18 protein-coding genes are annotated in these 16194 nt (G+C 60.2%); 12 read left to right on the forward strand and 6 right to left on the reverse strand.

Features of this window, described 5'->3' with window-relative positions; genetic code table 11:
* Positions 1 to 150: 150 nt before the first annotated feature.
* The 3 genes from ACIQ47_RS10775 (at position 151) to ACIQ47_RS10785 (ending at position 1604) form a co-directional block, all read left to right on the forward strand.
* Entirely contained in the window at positions 151 to 906 is a 756-nt protein-coding gene (locus tag ACIQ47_RS10775) for a metal ABC transporter permease (protein WP_396438123.1), read from the forward strand.
* A 141-nt stretch (positions 907 to 1047) separates the two neighbouring features.
* Positions 1048 to 1296, forward strand: a complete 249-nt coding sequence (locus tag ACIQ47_RS10780) for an antitoxin (RefSeq protein ID WP_396438124.1) — start codon at positions 1048 to 1050, stop codon at positions 1294 to 1296.
* Positions 1293 to 1604: a type II toxin-antitoxin system RelE/ParE family toxin gene (locus ACIQ47_RS10785; protein ID WP_396438125.1), complete on the forward strand. Its 312-nt coding sequence runs from the start codon at positions 1293 to 1295 to the stop codon at positions 1602 to 1604. Before ACIQ47_RS10780 ends, ACIQ47_RS10785 begins: the two co-directional genes overlap by 4 nt.
* A gap of 41 nt (positions 1605 to 1645) precedes the next feature.
* Here ACIQ47_RS10785 and ACIQ47_RS10790 read toward each other — a convergent pair whose 3' ends face one another.
* Entirely contained in the window at positions 1646 to 2689 is a 1044-nt protein-coding gene (locus ACIQ47_RS10790; protein ID WP_396438126.1) for an extracellular solute-binding protein, read from the reverse strand.
* A gap of 162 nt (positions 2690 to 2851) precedes the next feature.
* Here ACIQ47_RS10790 and ACIQ47_RS10795 point away from each other — a divergent pair, with 162 nt between their 5' ends.
* Positions 2852 to 3742, forward strand: a complete 891-nt coding sequence (locus ACIQ47_RS10795; RefSeq protein WP_396438127.1) for a patatin-like phospholipase family protein — start codon at positions 2852 to 2854, stop codon at positions 3740 to 3742.
* A 188-nt stretch (positions 3743 to 3930) separates the two neighbouring features.
* Here the strand turns inward: ACIQ47_RS10795 and phaP are convergent, their stop codons facing one another.
* Positions 3931 to 4464 carry a TIGR01841 family phasin gene (gene phaP, locus ACIQ47_RS10800; RefSeq protein WP_396438128.1) on the reverse strand — a complete coding sequence of 178 codons (534 nt, stop codon included), beginning with the start codon at positions 4462 to 4464 and terminating at the stop codon, positions 3931 to 3933.
* Between the two features lie 186 nt (positions 4465 to 4650).
* On the opposite strand from phaP, the gene ACIQ47_RS10805 reads away from it, so the two are divergent.
* From ACIQ47_RS10805 to ACIQ47_RS10840, 8 genes are all read left to right on the forward strand, one after another.
* Positions 4651 to 5589 (forward strand): histone deacetylase, encoded by a 939-nt coding sequence (locus ACIQ47_RS10805; protein WP_396438129.1) that lies wholly within the window; start codon positions 4651 to 4653, stop codon positions 5587 to 5589.
* Positions 5586 to 6038, forward strand: coding sequence for an acyl-CoA thioesterase (locus ACIQ47_RS10810; RefSeq protein WP_396438130.1), 453 nt, complete (start codon positions 5586 to 5588; stop codon positions 6036 to 6038). Before ACIQ47_RS10805 ends, ACIQ47_RS10810 begins: the two co-directional genes overlap by 4 nt.
* Positions 6035 to 6772: a nitroreductase gene (locus tag ACIQ47_RS10815; protein ID WP_396438131.1), complete on the forward strand. Its 738-nt coding sequence runs from the start codon at positions 6035 to 6037 to the stop codon at positions 6770 to 6772. Before ACIQ47_RS10810 ends, ACIQ47_RS10815 begins: the two co-directional genes overlap by 4 nt.
* Before the next feature lie 187 nt (positions 6773 to 6959).
* The gene (gene pncB, locus ACIQ47_RS10820; RefSeq protein WP_396438132.1) at positions 6960 to 8144 is read left to right on the forward strand and encodes a nicotinate phosphoribosyltransferase; all 1185 of its coding nucleotides are present in this window, start codon (positions 6960 to 6962) and stop codon (positions 8142 to 8144) included.
* A 52-nt stretch (positions 8145 to 8196) separates the two neighbouring features.
* Positions 8197 to 9621 (forward strand): sodium:proton antiporter, encoded by a 1425-nt coding sequence (locus ACIQ47_RS10825; protein ID WP_396438133.1) that lies wholly within the window; start codon positions 8197 to 8199, stop codon positions 9619 to 9621.
* Entirely contained in the window at positions 9621 to 10607 is a 987-nt protein-coding gene (locus ACIQ47_RS10830; protein WP_396438134.1) for a 2-hydroxyacid dehydrogenase, read from the forward strand. Before ACIQ47_RS10825 ends, ACIQ47_RS10830 begins: the two co-directional genes overlap by 1 nt.
* Positions 10604 to 12034, forward strand: coding sequence for a DNA recombination protein RmuC (rmuC, locus tag ACIQ47_RS10835; protein WP_396438135.1), 1431 nt, complete (start codon positions 10604 to 10606; stop codon positions 12032 to 12034). Before ACIQ47_RS10830 ends, rmuC begins: the two co-directional genes overlap by 4 nt.
* Positions 12031 to 13224, forward strand: a complete 1194-nt coding sequence (locus ACIQ47_RS10840; RefSeq protein ID WP_396438136.1) for an MFS transporter — start codon at positions 12031 to 12033, stop codon at positions 13222 to 13224. The genes rmuC and ACIQ47_RS10840 overlap by 4 nt, the downstream gene beginning before the upstream one ends.
* Here the strand turns inward: ACIQ47_RS10840 and ACIQ47_RS10845 are convergent.
* From ACIQ47_RS10845 to ACIQ47_RS10860, 4 genes are all read right to left on the reverse strand, one after another.
* Positions 13206 to 14078 carry a TIGR00730 family Rossman fold protein gene (locus tag ACIQ47_RS10845; RefSeq protein WP_396438137.1) on the reverse strand — a complete coding sequence of 291 codons (873 nt, stop codon included), beginning with the start codon at positions 14076 to 14078 and terminating at the stop codon, positions 13206 to 13208. The genes ACIQ47_RS10840 and ACIQ47_RS10845 overlap by 19 nt on opposite strands.
* 87 nt (positions 14079 to 14165) lie before the next feature.
* Positions 14166 to 14720: an elongation factor P gene (efp, locus tag ACIQ47_RS10850; protein WP_296291604.1), complete on the reverse strand. Its 555-nt coding sequence runs from the start codon at positions 14718 to 14720 to the stop codon at positions 14166 to 14168.
* A 97-nt stretch (positions 14721 to 14817) separates the two neighbouring features.
* The gene (locus ACIQ47_RS10855) at positions 14818 to 15243 is read right to left on the reverse strand and encodes a DUF6691 family protein (protein ID WP_396438138.1); all 426 of its coding nucleotides are present in this window, start codon (positions 15241 to 15243) and stop codon (positions 14818 to 14820) included.
* Complete coding sequence (locus ACIQ47_RS10860) at positions 15240 to 15722, reverse strand: YeeE/YedE family protein (RefSeq protein ID WP_396438139.1); 483 nt, start codon at positions 15720 to 15722, stop codon at positions 15240 to 15242. Before ACIQ47_RS10860 ends, ACIQ47_RS10855 begins: the two co-directional genes overlap by 4 nt.
* Positions 15723 to 16194 lie beyond the last annotated feature (472 nt).

Here is a 16194-nt window from a genome sequence, read left to right on the forward strand (position 1 = left end):
AGACTGGCGCTGTGGTCAGCAGAACAGCGCTCGGATTTATGCCGTCATCCATCACATGGGTTGGCATTGGAAAATGATTGTTCTGTCTTTTGTCTTGTCCATGTGGGGCAGCGGCACCGCAGCCTTGAAACCTATCCATTGGAACGGCATATGAGACTTGACGGCTTGATGACGGCCTTGCCTTGGTGGCTGCCACCTGCCCTTGCGCTGGCTATTGGCCTGATGGCCTTGGCACCTCTAGGCACGCAGGTGTTGGCGCGGGGCGTGGTGTTCATCGACCTGGCAGTGGCGCAAGCGGCCGCCGCGGCTGCTTTGTGGGTGGCGGCGGTGGTCGATCACCCCAATGCCTGGACCACCCAGGCCATGGCCACCACAGGCGCCATGTCGTGCGCGTCGGCGGTGGCCTGGCTGTCGCGCCGTTGGCCGCAGCAGCGCGAAGCCCTGATTGGTTTGCTTTACGTCTCGGGGGCCAGCTTGGCTTTGTTGGGAGCCGGGCAAGACCCGCATGGCCGCGAACGTTTGGGCCAGCTGCTGGCGGCCGATGTGCTGTGGGTCAGCTGGCCCCAAGTGATGGTGCTGAGCGCATGCGCTTTGGTGGTGGCTGCATCGCACCGTTGGATGCAGCGTGATGCGGTGTTTTACCCGGGCTTTGCGCTGGTGGCCAGTCTGGTCGTGCCGGTGCTGGGTTTGTTTGTGGTGTTTGCCGCCTTGATCGCGCCCGCACTGTGGCAGCGCGCGGGTGTGTCGGCTTGGCTGGCAGGCCTCGGTGCAGCGCTGGCCAGTGCTTTGGGGATGTTAGCTTCATGGGTGCTTGATGCGCCCAGTGGTGCCTGCGTGGCATTGGCGCTTTCGGTGTTCGGGGTGCTCAGTGGGGGCTTGCGGGCGTCTGCCGCATCGGCAGCTTGATGCCGTCATTCCGACCTTGTGCATCTGTTCTGCTGCTCATGTCCCTTCCTCCACTGCTGTGTCTCAAGCCAGTGTTCAGGACGCACAAACCCACATTTGTGGCAAACTGTGTCTTTTATCACTGACTAACTGGAGCCTGACATGAGCCGCCTGACCATTGATGTCTCAGACCAGCAGCACCAGGCTCTGAAGGCCTTGGCTGCTCTGGAGGGCAAGAGCATCAAGCAGTACACGTTGGAGCGTCTTTTCCCCTCGGATGAGCAGCAGGCCATGCAGACCTTGAAGTCGCTGCTTCAACACCGTCTGGCCAGTTCTCAAGTAGGTGATGTTTCGGCATTGAGCGCCACACAAATTGCCGAGGAGACGTTGCGCGAACTGGGTGCTGTGTGAGCCGCCCTTTTGTGTATGTGCGCGAAGCAGAGGCTGAACTTCGCGAGATTGTGCGCTACACCGCCCGACAGTGGGGCGCAGCTCAGGCTCAAGCTTACGCCCGTTTGATGGACGAGGCGGCGACGGATCTTGCGCTGGGCCAAGGCGTATTCAAAGAGTGGAGTGACGTTTTGCCTGGCTTGCGTGTGAAGGCTGCAGGCAGTCACTTTGTGTTTTGCGTATTGCGGACTGGCCAACCGGCTCTGGTGTTGGCCGTCTTGCATGAGCGCATGGACCTGATGACTCGGATTCGCGCACGACTGTTGTAGCCGCGTAACTTTGGCTCTTGCGGCAGCGCTTGAGCGCGGCCTTACTTGAAGCCCACCCGGTCCAGCATTTGCTGCACCTTGATCTGGTTCATGCCCACGGCGCTGATCGGCAGTAACTCGCTTTTGAAACTGCCGCCGGTCATGGCTTTGAGGGCCGGGTTGTCAAAGCTCACGCCTTTGGCCGCTGGCCACTCGTTGTTGCCGTTGGCAAAGTGGTTTTGTGCCGCTGGGCTGGCCAGGTATTCGAGGAACTTGATGGCGTTGTCGGTGTTTTTGGCATGGCGGGCCACGGCGCCACCGGCCACGTTCATGTGGGTGCCCCAGCTGCTTTGGTTGGGGAAGACCACGCCCACTTTTTCGGCAACGGCGCGGTCTTCGGGTTTGGACGAGCGCATCAGGCGCGCCAGGTAATAGCTGTTGGTGACGGCCACGCCGCATTCACCCGAGGCCACGCCTCGGACTTGGTCGGTGTCGCCGCCTTTGGGGCTGCGTGCCATGTTGTCGACCAAGCTTTTGGCCCAGGCTTCTGTTTTTTGCGGGCCCAGGTGCTCTGTCAAAGCCCCAAAAAGACTCAGGTTGTAGGGGTGTGAGCCGCTGCGAATACACAAGCTGCCTTTGAATTTCGGATCGGCCAGTTTTTCATAGGTGTCCACATCGGATTTGTTGAATTTGACCTTGTCATAGACCATCACGCGTGCGCGGGTGGACAGGCCAAACCAAGCTGTGCCGCCGTTGTCAGCCGGTTTGGCGCGCAAGTTGGCGGGGATGGCGTCTTCCAGGAGTTTGGATTTGATGGGTAAAAACAAACCATCGACTTCGGCGCGCCAAAGACGTGCAGCGTCTACCAGCAAAATCACCTCGGCGGGTGATGCAGCACCTTCGGCTTTGAGGCGGGCGAGAATACCGGCATCGTCGGCATCCACGCGGTTGATTTTGATGCCTGTGGCTTTGGTGAATTCGCTGTACATCACTTCGTCGCTGGGGTAGTGACGGGCGGAATAGATGTTCAGGACTTTGTCTTGGGCCAAGCTGGCGGTGGCGGTCATCAGGCAGGCAATGCTCAATACGGATTGGGAAAATGTCATGGTGCAGGGGTTGGTGGGTTGAAGAAGTGCTCAGTGTAATTCAAATGCGAATCATTATCAATAAGATTTGGGGAATACATGCAAACAATGCAGGGGATTGATTCACGGGCCGGCAGGCCAGCCGGTCGGGCTGTGTGGGGTGGCTGGCTCAGGCGCGCTGGAATGTGTGGTGCTTGGGTGCTGACAGCGGTCGTGTTATCGGCCTGCGGCAGCTTGCAGACCAGCAAGCCGCAAGAACCCAGCTTGCCGCCCACGGCCGAACCGCGCGAACTGCGTTTGGGCTTGGCCCTTGGGGGTGGCGCTGCTCGCGGTTTTGCCCATGTGGGCGTGATTCAGGTGCTGGAGGAGGCCGGACTCAGGCCCAGCCATGTGGCGGGCACTTCGGCGGGGAGTTTGGTGGCAGCCTTGTATGCCAGCGGCAAAACCCCCGTGGAATTGGTGCGCGTGGCCGAGTCCATGCAGGAGGCCGAGATCACCGACTGGATGCTGCCGATTTTGAATCGGGGCGCTTTACGGGGCGAGGCCTTGGCCAAATACGTGAACACACAGGTGGGCGGCAAAACATTGGAGCAGATGCAAATTCCGCTGGGCATCGTGGCCACCGATCTGGGCAGTGGCCAAGCCATCACCTTCCGCCGGGGCAACACAGGGGCGGCAGTGCGGGCTTCGAGTGCGGTGCCCGCGGTGTTCCAGCCGGTGCGCCTGGGCGACCGTGAATATGTGGATGGGGGCTTGGTCTCTCCAGTGCCGGTGCGTCAGGCGCGTGAGATGGGGGCCAACTTTGTGATTGCGGTGGACATTTCCAGCGACCCGGAGGGCAACCCTTACGGCGACACTTTCCAGATCTTGATGCAGACCTTTGCCATCATGGGCAAAAGCATCAACACCCTGGCGCTCAAAGAGGCCGATGTGGTGATCCGGCCCGCTTTGTCGGGTGTCAAAAGTGCCGATTTCAGCGCCCGTTTGCGCGCGATTGAAGCGGGGCGGGTCGCGATGCGGGCGGCTTTGCCCACATTGAAAGCGCGCATGGTCCAGTTTGAACAGGGGCGGTGATTTGCGTTGGGTCCCCGATTATTCCCGGGGGAAAGCCCAGGCGATGTCGGTGCGCAGCCAAAAAAAAGGCCGATCTTGCGATCGGCCCTGGAAGGGATCCCTGTTTCCCAGACGAAATTCAAAGAGATCCGAGGAGACAACTTGCAAAACGACAGGCCGGAACTTGCAAAACCGGTCTGCCGAGAAAATCACTTCTTCTTGGCGGCCTTGGGCGCAGCGGTTTGGGTCACAGCAGCCAGGTTCGTTTCGGCCATGTCGGTGGCTTGCTTGACGGCTTTTTGCACCGATTCGAAAGCGGTGTTGGCGGCGGTCACGGCACCCTTCATCATGGCCACGGCTTGCTCGGAACCGGCAGGCGCGTTTTGGGCGGCGCTGTCCACCAAAGTGGCGAACTGCTTTTGTGCAGCGGCGCTTTGGGCTTCAAAGGCCTTGGTGAACTCGCTGCCTGTGCCCGACGCGATGTCGTACAGGTGGCGGCTGTACGCGGCCGTCTTCTCAGCCAGGGGCTGGAACAGGTTGGCTTGCATGGCCAGCAGCTCTTGGGCGTCTTTCACGCTCAGGGCGGCCTGGGTGTTGTTGGCGGAATCGTCCAGAGCGGCCTTGGCCACGCTCAGGTTCAGTTCAACCATTTTTTCCACGCCTTCGAAGGCTTTGGCGGTCAGGCCAAACAGGGTTTCCACGTTGGCTTTGTGCGAGGCGGCGATTTGTTCGGGTGTCATCATGAGGGGCTCCAGATAAAAGTTCGGTTTCAATAAGACTGCGCCTTAACTGGCCGGGGCCATACAACTTTGTTGCAGTGCAGCATGAGTTGAATTATAGGGTTACTACCGAGTATTGCAAGGGGATGGGCCCACACGTGGCTCAGTTTAGAGAGGGTTTTCTAGAATCGCTTTGCTCAGAATCAAACCATGCACGCTTATTACGCCGACCACTTTGTTTTGCCCTTGCCCGAAGGCCACCGCTTCCCGATGCGCAAATACAGCCGACTGCGAGACCGCCTGACGCAAGAGCTGCCCGCCGTGGTCATGCGCGAAGCCCCGGCCGCCAGCGACGGCGAGCTGGCGCTGGCGCACACACCCGCTTACATCCAAGGCGTGACCTCGGGTGGTCTGGAGCCCGCCTTGCAGCGCGAGATTGGTTTTCCTTGGAGCCTGGCCATGGCCGAGCGGGCGCGCCGTTCGGTGGGGGCCACCGTGGCCGCTGCCCGCGAGGCCTTGGTCCACGGGGTGGCGGGCAATCTGGCAGGGGGCACGCACCACGCCTATGCGCACAAAGGCGGAGGCTTTTGTGTGTTCAACGACATTGCGGTGACGGCCCGCCTGATGCAGGCCGAGGCTTGGCGGCACCACCGCCAACAGATGAAGGTGGCGGTGATCGACCTGGACGTGCACCAAGGCAATGGCACGGCGCATATTTTTGCAGGCGACCCGAGCGTGTTCACGTTGTCAGTGCATGGCGAAAAGAACTTCCCCTTTCGCAAGGAACCCAGCGACCTGGATGTGGGCCTGCCCGACGGTTGCACCGACGAGCCTTATCTGGCCGCCTTGCACCAGGCCTTGCAAAGCCTGCAAGACCGCTTTGACCCCCAACTGGTGATTTACCTGGCCGGGGCCGATCCGCATGAGGGCGATCGGCTGGGGCGGCTCAAATTGACGGTCGATGGCATGCAGGCACGGGACCGGTTGGTGATGGACTGGGCCTGGCAGCGCAGGCTGCCGGTGGTGTTGTGCATGGGCGGGGGGTATGGGCACGACATCGAGACCACGGTGCAGGTGCAAGTGCAGACTTGGGGAGTGGCTTTGGCCTACTGGCAGTTGTGGCAACGCTGGCACAATCTCGGGCGATGAACACCCCCGATTCGCCCGCAGTCAAACCCCAAGCCGACGCCCGCAGCAGCTACAAGGCGTTTCGCCCCATCAGCACCCGCTGGATGGACAACGACGTCTACGGCCATGTGAACAACGTGGTGTACTACAGCTGGTTCGACACCGCCGTGAATGCCACGCTGATAGAGCATGGCGTGCTGGACATCCACGGGGGCAGCACCATTGGCCTGGTGGTGGAAACCCAGTGTTTTTACTTTGCGCCACTGGCGTTCCCGCAAACGGTTGACGCGGGCATCCGTGTGGCCAAGCTGGGCACGTCCAGCGTGCGCTACGAGGTGGGGCTGTTCGCGCAAGGCGCAGAATTGACTGCCGCCCGGGGCCACTTTGTGCATGTGTATGTGGACCACGTAACCCGCCGCCCCGTGCCCTTGCCCGCCCCACTCAAAGCATATTTGGAGACATTGACGTGAGCATTTCGGACATCAGACCCCAGGTCAGCACCCGCGTGAGCGATCCGGCCAGCGTGGACGCCGCCATCCTGAGCCGCTTTTCGGCCCGCGCCTATTTGCCCCAAGCGGTGGACCGCAGCGTGTTGCAAGAGGTGCTGAGCATTGCCGCCCGCGCGCCCAGCGGCACCAACACCCAGCCCTGGAAGGTGTATGTGCTGCAAGGCGCCAAGCGCGACGAGCTGGTGACCAAAACCTGCGCCGCGCACGATGCCATCAGCGCCAACCCAGCGTTGGCCGCAGACTACGCCGAGTCTTACGACTATTACCCCGAAAAATGGGTCAGCCCCTACATCGACCGCCGCCGCGAATGCGGTTTTGGCCTGTATGGCGTGCTGGGCATTGGCAAGGGCGACAAGGCCCTGATGCATGCGCAGCACCAAAAGAACTTCCGTTTCTTTGATGCCCCCGTAGGTTTGATCTTCACCATCGACAAGGTGATGGGCCGGGGCAGCTTGCTCGACTATGGCATGTTCCTGCAAAGCATCATGGTGGCGGCACGTTCGCGCGGCCTGCACACCTGCCCGCAAGCGGCTTGGAATGGTTTTTCCAAAATCATCTTGCCGCTGGTGGGTGCGGGTGAGAACGAAATGGTGGTTTGCGGCATGTCGCTGGGCTATGCCGACGAGGCGGCCTTGGTCAACACCTTTCAGACCACACGGGTGCCTTCGCAAGACTTCACGCACTGGGTCGTTTGAGTCGTTTCCTTTCATGACGGTTGCTGCTGGCCGAGCAAAAAAAATCTTGGCCCAGTATGCGCAGCGGGTGCTGGTGCTGACGAGTGGGCGCATGGGCTCGGCGGCATGAGCCCCGCTTGACGGGCGTGGGCATCCCTTACACTGCCCCACAACAACGAGCGGCCTCAGCCGCCAGAGACAACACACCATGATCATCACCAGCCTGCTCGACACCGACCTGTACAAATTCACCATGATGCAGGTCGTGCTGCACCAGTTTCCGGGTGCGCAGGTTGAATACAAGTTCAAGTGCCGCAACCCGGGTGTGCCCTTGGCCCCGTTTGTCAAAGAAATCAGCGAAGAAATTCGCTCTCTTTGCAGCCTCAATTTCAAAGAAGGGGAGCTGCAGTACCTGCGCTCCATGCGCTTCATCAAGAGTGACTTTGTTGATTTTTTGGGCCTGTTCAAGCTCAACGAAAAGTACATTGAAGTCACGCCTTTGCCATCGGGTGAGATCGACATCACCATCCAAGGCCCCTGGCTGCACACGATTTTGTTCGAGATCCCGGTGCTGGCCATCGTCAACGAGGTGTTCTTCCGCAACACCCAGAAAGTGCCCGACCTGCTGGAAGGCCGCCGCCGACTGGACACCAAAATCGCCCAGCTGCAGGCCACTGGCCTTGAAACCCTCAAGATTGCGGACTACGGCACACGCCGACGTTTTTCACGCGCCTGGCATGAAGAGGTGCTGCGCGTGCTGTCCGCCCGTTTGGGCACCGGCCCCAGCGGCCAGTTTGCAGGCACCAGCAACGTGTATTACGCCTATTTGCTGGGCCTGACGCCGCTGGGCACCATGGCGCACGAGTATTTGCAAGCCTGCCAGGCGCTGGGGCCTCGTTTGCGCGACAGCCAGATTTTTGCCTTTGAGTCCTGGGCCAAGGAGTACCGTGGTGACTTGGGCATCGCTTTAAGCGATGTGTACGGCTTCAACGCTTTCTTGCGCGACTTTGACCTGTATTTTTGCAAGCTGTTTGACGGCGCACGCCACGACAGCGGTGACCCGTTCAGCTGGGCCGAGCGCATGATCGCGCACTACCAGCACAACCGGGTGGACCCCAAAACCAAGACGCTGATCTTCAGTGACGGCCTGACCATTCCCCGCACCATCGAGCTGTTCGAGCAATTCCGGGGGCGCTGTCAATTGGCTTTTGGTGTGGGCACCAATTTGACCAACGACCTAGGGTACGAGCCGCTGCAAATCGTGATCAAGATGACCCGTTGCAACGGCCAGCCTGTGGCCAAGCTGTCCGATTCGCCGGGCAAGGGCATGTGTGATGATGAAAAATACTTGGCTTACTTGCGTCAGGTGTTTGAGGTCGCACCCGGCGCCTGATGCGGGACCTTTCACCGCTAATATCAGTTTCATTCAATTGGAGATTTGCATCATGAAGCTTTTGGGGACACGATGGACCAATTGGCTGGCTTTGCCAGCGTTGTTGGCCATGTCGGGAGGGGCTTGGGCTGCCGATTTTGACGGTTCGCAGTTGACGGTGATTTGGGGCGTGCCATTCGCTGGCATTTTGCTGTCTATCGCCTTGATGCCTTTGCTGGCGCCGCATTTTTGGCACCACCATTACGGCAAAGTCGCTGCGGCTTGGGGTTTGGCATTTTTGGTGCCTTTTGCCGTGATGTTTGGGCCAGCCATGGCTGGCGTGAACATGGTGCATGCGCTGTTTGCCGAATACATCCCCTTCATCATTTTGCTCACGGCACTGTTCACGGTGTCGGGCGGTATTTTCATTCGGGGCAACTTGCATGGCAGCCCGGGCCTGAACACGGCCATCCTGGCCATCGGTGCGGTGCTGGCCAGCTTCATGGGCACCACCGGCGCTTCAATGCTGCTGATTCGGCCCCTGATCCGCGCCAACGACAACCGCAAACACGTGGCGCATGTGGTGGTGTTCTTCATCTTCATCGTCTCCAATGCCGGTGGCTCGCTGACCCCCTTGGGCGATCCACCACTTTTCTTGGGCTTTTTGAAGGGCGTGGATTTCTTCTGGACTTTGAAGCACATCTTTCCCGAAACCCTGTTCATGTTGGGCAGCTTGCTGACCATTTTCTATTTCCTGGACAGCTGGTATTACAACCGCCGTGAAGAGGTCGCACCTCAAGACCCCACGCCCGACTCCAAGTCCATCGGTTTTGATGGGGGCATCAACTTCGCTCTGTTGGCCGTTGTGGTGGGCTTGGTGCTGATGAGCGGTTTCTGGAAGTCGCCGGTGTCTTTCAACATCTACGGCACAGAAGTCGGTTTGCCGGGTGTGGTGCGTGATCTGGGCCTGGTGGCCGTGACTTTCTTGTCCCTCCAGATCACCCCCGCCAAAGTGCACGCTGACAACCAGTTTGGCTGGGCCCCCATGGCCGAAGTGGCCAAATTGTTTGCCGGCATTTTCCTGACCATCATCCCGGTGATTGCCATGCTCAAGGCGGGTGTGAATGGCCCATTTGGCGCAGTGGTTCAAGCGGTGACCCAGCCCGATGGCAGCCCCGACGTGATGATGTACTTCTGGATCACGGGCGCATTGAGTTCATTCCTCGACAATGCGCCCACTTATCTGGTGTTCTTCAACACCGCTGGCGGTGACCCGCAGGTCTTGATGACCACCTTGGCCCCGACTTTGGCGGCCATCTCGGCAGGTGCCGTGTTCATGGGGGCCAACACCTACATTGGCAATGCGCCCAACCTGATGGTCAAAGCCATTGCCGAAGACCGTGGCGTGAAAATGCCCAGCTTCTTTGGTTACATGCTCTGGTCGGGCGGCATTTTGGTGCCCCTGTTCGTCATCATGAGTTTCATCTGGTTCCAATGATGTCCAAACCTTCTATTTTGGTGGCCCGCGCCATCTTTCCCGAGGTCCTGCAGTCTTTGGCGCAGGTGTTTGAAGTCGAGAGCAACCAGGCCGATGAGGTCTGGTCTGCTGCTGAGCTGACCCGTCGCATGCAAGGCAAAGTGGGGGCCCTGACCACCGGCAGCGAGCGCATCGACGCGGCGCTGCTGCAGGCCAATCCGCAGTTGCGCATCGTGGCCAACATGGCCGTGGGCTTCAACAACTTTGACGTGCCCGCCATGACCGCTGCGGGCGTGCAAGCCAGCAATACGCCGGATGTGCTGACCGAAACCACCGCCGACTTTGGCTTTGCCTTGCTCATGGCCACCGCCCGTCGCATCACCGAGAGCGAGCATTACCTGCGTGCTGACCTTTGGAAAAAGTGGAGCTACGACATGTTTGCTGGGGCTGAGGTGCACGGCTCAACGATTGGCATCATCGGCATGGGCCGCATCGGCCAAGGCATTGCCCGCCGCGCCGCGCATGGCTTTGGCATGAACGTGATTTATCACAACCGCTCGCGCCTGAGCGCTGAGCTCGAAGCCCGGTGCAAGGCCACTTATGTGGGCAAGCAAGAATTACTGCAGACCGCTGACCATGTGGTGCTGGTCGTGCCCTACAGCGCCGAGTCGCACCACACGATTGGCGCGGCCGAGTTGGCGCAGATGAAGCCCACGGCCACGCTGGTCAACATCGCACGCGGCGGCATTGTGGACGACGCGGCCTTGGCCAAAGCCCTGGCCGCGCGCCAAATTGCTGCAGCCGGCATCGATGTGTTTGAGGGCGAGCCCTCGGTGCACCCGGACTTGCTCAAGGTGTCCAATGTGGTGCTCACGCCCCACATCGCCAGCAGCACGGTCAAAACCCGCATGGCCATGGCGCAATTGGCCGCTGATAATTTGGTGGCTTACCTCACCCGTGGCCAAGCTTTGACACCGCTGAACACTTTGCCTGGCGCGCCTGCATGAATGAGTGGTTGCTGCTGGCTCTGGGCGGGCTGAACCTGCTGGTGCTGGTGTTTTTACTGCTGCGTTCTCGGGTGTCGCCCGAGGCGCAGGCCGAGCGAATGGCACAACTTCTGGCAGAAAAAACCACCGAGCAGACCGCCGCACAAGCCTCGATGCAGACCGCGTGGCAGCAGCAACAGTTTGCTGCTGCGCAGGCGCAAGCGGAGCGCCTGGAGCGCGAGCTGCGCACCGAAATCAGCCAGTCCGGCGTGCAGGGTCGGCAAGAGGCCACGCACACGCTCACGCTGTTCCAGCAATCACTTTTGCAACAAAGCGCCGAGGCCACCCGCACGCAAAACCAACAAATCGACGCACTCGCCCAGCAACTGGCCGTGCTGCAAAAAAGCCTGACCGACAGCCTGGCCCAACAAGTCAATGCGCTGTCAGAAGCCAATGCCCGCCGCCTGACCGAGATGCGCGGCACCATGGAAACCCAGCTGGCCCAGCTGCAGCAAAGCAACGCCGCCAAACTCGACGAAATGCGCCAGACCGTGGACGAAAAACTCCAGGCCACGCTGCAAGCCCGACTGGGCGAGAGCTTCAAGCAAGTGGCCGATCGCTTGGAGCAGGTGCATAAAGGACTGGGTGAAATGCACACCCTGGCGCAAGGCGTGGGCGACCTCAAGCACCTGCTGACCAATGTCAAAACACGGGGCATGTTTGGCGAGGCGCAATTGGCGTCGCTGCTCGAACAAGTGCTCACGCCTGAGCAATACGCCGTGCAAGTGGCCACGCGCCCCGGCGACAAAAACCGGGTGGACTTTGCGATCCGCTTGCCGGGCCGCTCGGACAGCGGCCAGCCCGTTTGGTTGCCGATTGACGCCAAGTTTCCCAACGAGGACTACGAGCGCCTGTTGGAGGCGCAAAGCCGCGCCGACCCGCTTCAAGCCGAGCTGTGCGCCAAAGCGCTGGAAAACCGCATCAAACTCGAAGCCAAATCGATTGCCGAAAAGTACCTGGAGCCTCCGCACACCACCGACTTTGCGGTGATGTTCTTGCCCACCGAAGGCCTGTACGCCGAAGTCCTGCGCCGCCCAGGTTTGATGGAAACCCTGCAGCGCGACCATCGTGTCACGCTGGCGGGCCCGACCAATTTGATGGCCATGCTCAACGCCCTGCAAATGGGCTTTCGCACGCTGGCCCTGGAAAAGCGTTCCAGTGAGGTCTGGCAGGTGCTGGGTGCGGTGAAGACCGAGTTTGGCAAGTTTGGCGACGTGCTGGACAAGGTGCGCAACCAGACCCAAACCGTGCTCAACACCCTGGACCAAGCCCAGACCCGCAGCAACGTCATGAGCCGCGCTTTGCGGCAGGTGGACGCGCTGCCCGAGTCGCAGGCGCAAGCCCTGTTGCCAGGCACGGATGAAGGACTGCAAGAAGGTGCGCAGTGAACCCTGATCTGGCCCGCCTGATCGCAGGCCAGATGTTCTTGCATGCCTGCATGGCCGGCGCGCGAATGGCCACGCCTTTGCTGGCGCTGCAACAAGGTTTCAGCGCTGTAGCGGTCGGGGCCTTGTTGGCGTTGTTTGCCTTGGCCCCGATGTTTTTGGCCTTGCCTGCTGGGCGCTACAGCGACCGCAAGGGCTTGCAAAAAATCATGCGCATCAGCGTGGCGTTGGCTGCATCGGGTGTGTTGCTGTCGGCGGTTTGGCCGGTTTTTCCGGTCATGTGTGTCAGTGCCTTGGCCGCAGGCGGCGCCACCGGCATGGCCGTGATCGCTTTGCAGCGGCATGTGGGCCGCATGGCCAAAGACCCGGCCGAGCTCAAAGTGGCCTTCAGTTGGTTGTCTTTGGGCCCGGCGGTGTCGAACTTTGTGGGCCCGGTGTTGGCGGGCTTGTTGATCGATTTTTCAGGGCCCGAAGCTGGGCATGTGTCGGGTTACCAGTGGGCCTTTTTGTTGATGGCGGTTTTTCCGCTGGTGACTTGGTTTTGCGTGCGCAAGGTGCCCGAACTGGCCTTGTCGCCGGATCTGTCCAACACCCAAGCCAGGCGCGCCTTGGATTTGCTGGCCGAACCCATGATGCGGCGTTTGTTGGCCGTCAACTGGGTGCTGTCTTCGTGCTGGGATGTGCATACCTTTGTGGTGCCGGTGCTGGGCCATGAGCGCGGTTACAGCGCTTCGGTGGTGGGTTCTATCTTGGGCGCTTTTGCCTTGGCGGCGGCTTTTATCCGTGTGTGTTTGCCCTTCATTGCGCGGCACGTCAAAGAGCACCAAGTCATCAGTGGGGCGATGGTGTGCACGGCTTTGTTGTTTGCGATCTACCCGCTCATGCCCAGTGCTGGGGCCATGGGTGTTTGCTCGGTGTTGCTGGGCCTGGTGCTGGGCACGGTGCAGCCGATGATCATGAGCACCTTGCACCAAATCACCCCGCCGCATCGGCAAGGCGAGGCACTGGGCCTGCGCCTGATGAGCATCAACGCGTCGAGTGTGCTGATGCCCATGCTGTTTGGCACGCTGGGTGCCGTGGTGGGCGTGGCCCCCTTGTTTTGGGTGGTGGGCGCAGCGGTGGGCTCAGGGGCCCGGGGGGCTTGGCATTTGCGGCCGGGGCCAGCTCACAAAACTCACGACACTTTGAGCTGATAAAAGTCGCAAATGGCTTGCCAGGCCGCCTCGGGCGTGTCGACGTAGTGGAATAAGTTCAGGTCACTCGCCGAGATCGTGCCCTCTTCAATCAACACATCCATGTTGATCAGGCCTTTCCAGAACGTGGTGCCAAACAGCAAGATCGGCACCGGCCGGGCTTTGCGCGTTTGCACCAGCGTCATTACCTCGAACAATTCGTCGAGCGTGCCAAAGCCACCCGGAAACGCGACCAAGGCCTTGGCCCGCATCATGAAGTGCATTTTTCGCAGTGCGAAGTAATGGAACTTGAAGCTCAGTTCGGGCGTGACATAAGGGTTGGGGTGTTGCTCGTGGGGCAGGGCGATGTTGAGCGCCACCGAAGGTGCGCCGGCCTCTTGTGCACCCCGGTTGGCCGCCTCCATGATGCCGGGGCCGCCGCCGGTGCAGATGAACAGCTTTTCATCGTTGGGCAGGCAAGAACATGCCCGGGACACCATTTGTGCAAAGACACGGGCGTTTTCGTAATGCTCGGCGTTGCGAACCAGGGCTTGGGCTTTGGCGATGTCTTGCGCCTGGCCACTTTGCTGCGCGATCTGCAGTTGGACTTGGGCGGCTGCCCGGTCCACAAAGCGGGCACTGCCAAACACCACCACCGTGTGCTCGATGCCCGCTTCGGCCTGGGCCAGGTCGGGTTTGAGCATTTCCAGCTGAAAGCGGATGCCCCGGGTTTCGCGGCGCAGCAAAAACTCGGGGTCGGCAAAGGCCAGGCGGTGCGCCTCGGGCTCCAGCCAGTCGCTGCTTTTGGCCTCGGCCAGCAAGTCGGCCCAAGCGTGGGGGAGTGAAGGTTCTTTGATGTCTTGAGTGCTTTGCATGCGTCTGATTGTGCATCGACAGCAAGACAAGCCAACGACCATGAAAAAAGCCCCTCGCGGGGCTTTCATCGGGGAATGATCCAAAGATCAGACGCGCTTGCGGTATTCGCCTGTGCGGGTGTCGATTTCGATCTTGTCGCCTTGGCTCACGAACAAAGGCACAGGCACTTCCAAGCCGGTGGCGATCTTGGCGGGCTTGAGCACTTTGCCCGAGGTGTCGCCTTTGACGGCGGGCTCGGTCCAGGTGATTTCGCGCACCACGCTGGTGGGCAATTCGACCGAGATGGCCTTGTCGTTGTAGAACACCACTTCGAGTTCCATGCCGTCTTCGAGGTAGTTCAGGGCGTCGCCCATGTTGGTGGCTTCGACTTCGTACTGGTTGAAATCGGTGTCCATGCAAACGTACATCGGGTCAGCGAAGTAAGAGTAGGTGCAGTCTTTCTTGTCCAGAATGACCTGGTCCATCTTGTCGTCAGCGCGGAACACGACTTCGGTGCCGAAGTTGGCGATCAGGCTTTTGAGCTTCATGCGCACGGTGGACGAGCCGCGGCCGCCGCGTTGGTATTCGGTGCGCAGAACGACCATGGGGTCTTTGCCGTGCATGATGACGTTGCCGACGCGGATTTCTTGAGCGGTTTTCATAGGAATTGGGTCTGAAATGAAAGGAGGGTGACCTGAGGTCAAGCCCACTATTCTAACCTGCGAGGGCCCGGTTTGGGTCTGAAAGCAAGCGCTGCCGTCAATACCGAGCCGTGAGGCCATGGGCCAACCCGCCCAGCACGATGCCACCCAAGGCCCACAGGATGTCGGTGTTGCCCGTGCCCAAAGCCGCAATGGCCGGGCCGGGGCAAACGCCGCTCAGGCCCCAGCCGATACCAAAAATGGCCGAGCCGATGACCGTCTGGCGGTTCCAGCTGGCAGGCTGGGTGAGGAACTGACCACCCAAAAGAGGGCGACCGAACCAGCGCGGAAAGCCCTTGTAAGCCAACATGGCCAAGCCCGCAGCGCCACCCATCACCAGCATCAGGCCCCAGTCCTTGAACTGCAAAAAGCCGATGACGACTTCGGGTTGCACCATGGTGGCCAGCGACAGGCCAAAGCCAAACAATGCGCCCGCCAGCAAAGTGACCAGCGCTTTGGGGAATGTGAGGGTGTGCGGATTCATGCCAGACCTTTCGTCGCCATGGCCATCAGGTTGGCGGTCATGAAGGCGGTGGCCATGAAGGTGAGCACCGCGAAAAGCGAGGGCAGCTGCAGCGAGCCCAGCCCGCAAATGCCGTGCCCCGAGGTGCAGCCATTGCCCAAACGCGCCCCATAGCCCACCAAAAACCCGCCCACCAGCAGTTGCCATGCAGGCACGCTGGTGAGCTGCGCCTCACCACCCGCCAGCGCAAAGCGCCAGACCAGCGCGCCCAGCACCACGCCCAGCGCGTAGACCAGCCGCCAGTTGCGGGTGCTGACAAAACGCGCTTGCTGAAAAAACGCCCGTTTGGACACAAACGACCAACTGCTGGAAAAAACGGAACTCATGCCGCCGACCCAGCCGTTGAACAAATAAAGCAGCGCCACGCCAGCGCCAATGATCAGGCCACCCAACAGGTAGTGCTGCCAGCCCAGGGGGAAGAGGGTTTCGATCAAAGCCATGGGTCGGGATTATCGGGCACGCGGATCGGGTCAATTTTGTGGACATCCAGCTTGGAGGCTCTGGGGTTCAGGGGTGCCCTCAATTATTTTGTATTGGCTGGGTGCGACTTTCGAAAATGCAAACATTAAGGTTATAGTTTGACGCGACGCCGACTGACGAACCTCAGCGGATGACCAACAAGGAGTGCCGGGTTTCATGGTGAATTTATACCTGTACAAAAATTCAGGCATTGGGGGCGAAGGCCCTGTCCGATGCGGCTTGCAACCCATTGATCAAAAGGATGTATCGGCACGTCCCGGATGTATCAACCGGGTTTTGCGGTCTACATTGCGTTAGCCACTTGCGCCAGAAATGACCTCGCTTCTCGAACTGTCCAAGTTCATCGCTTCCTTCGAGAGCTCTGCCTTGGGCCGCTGGCGAGAGGTGCTACCTTGGGAACTCACGGCTCAGTCGTCGTCCGTTGTTCGCATC

The organism is Limnohabitans sp. (assembly GCF_044373035.1).
In the GTDB taxonomy this organism is placed as follows: Bacteria; Pseudomonadota; Gammaproteobacteria; order Burkholderiales; family Burkholderiaceae_C; genus Limnohabitans_A.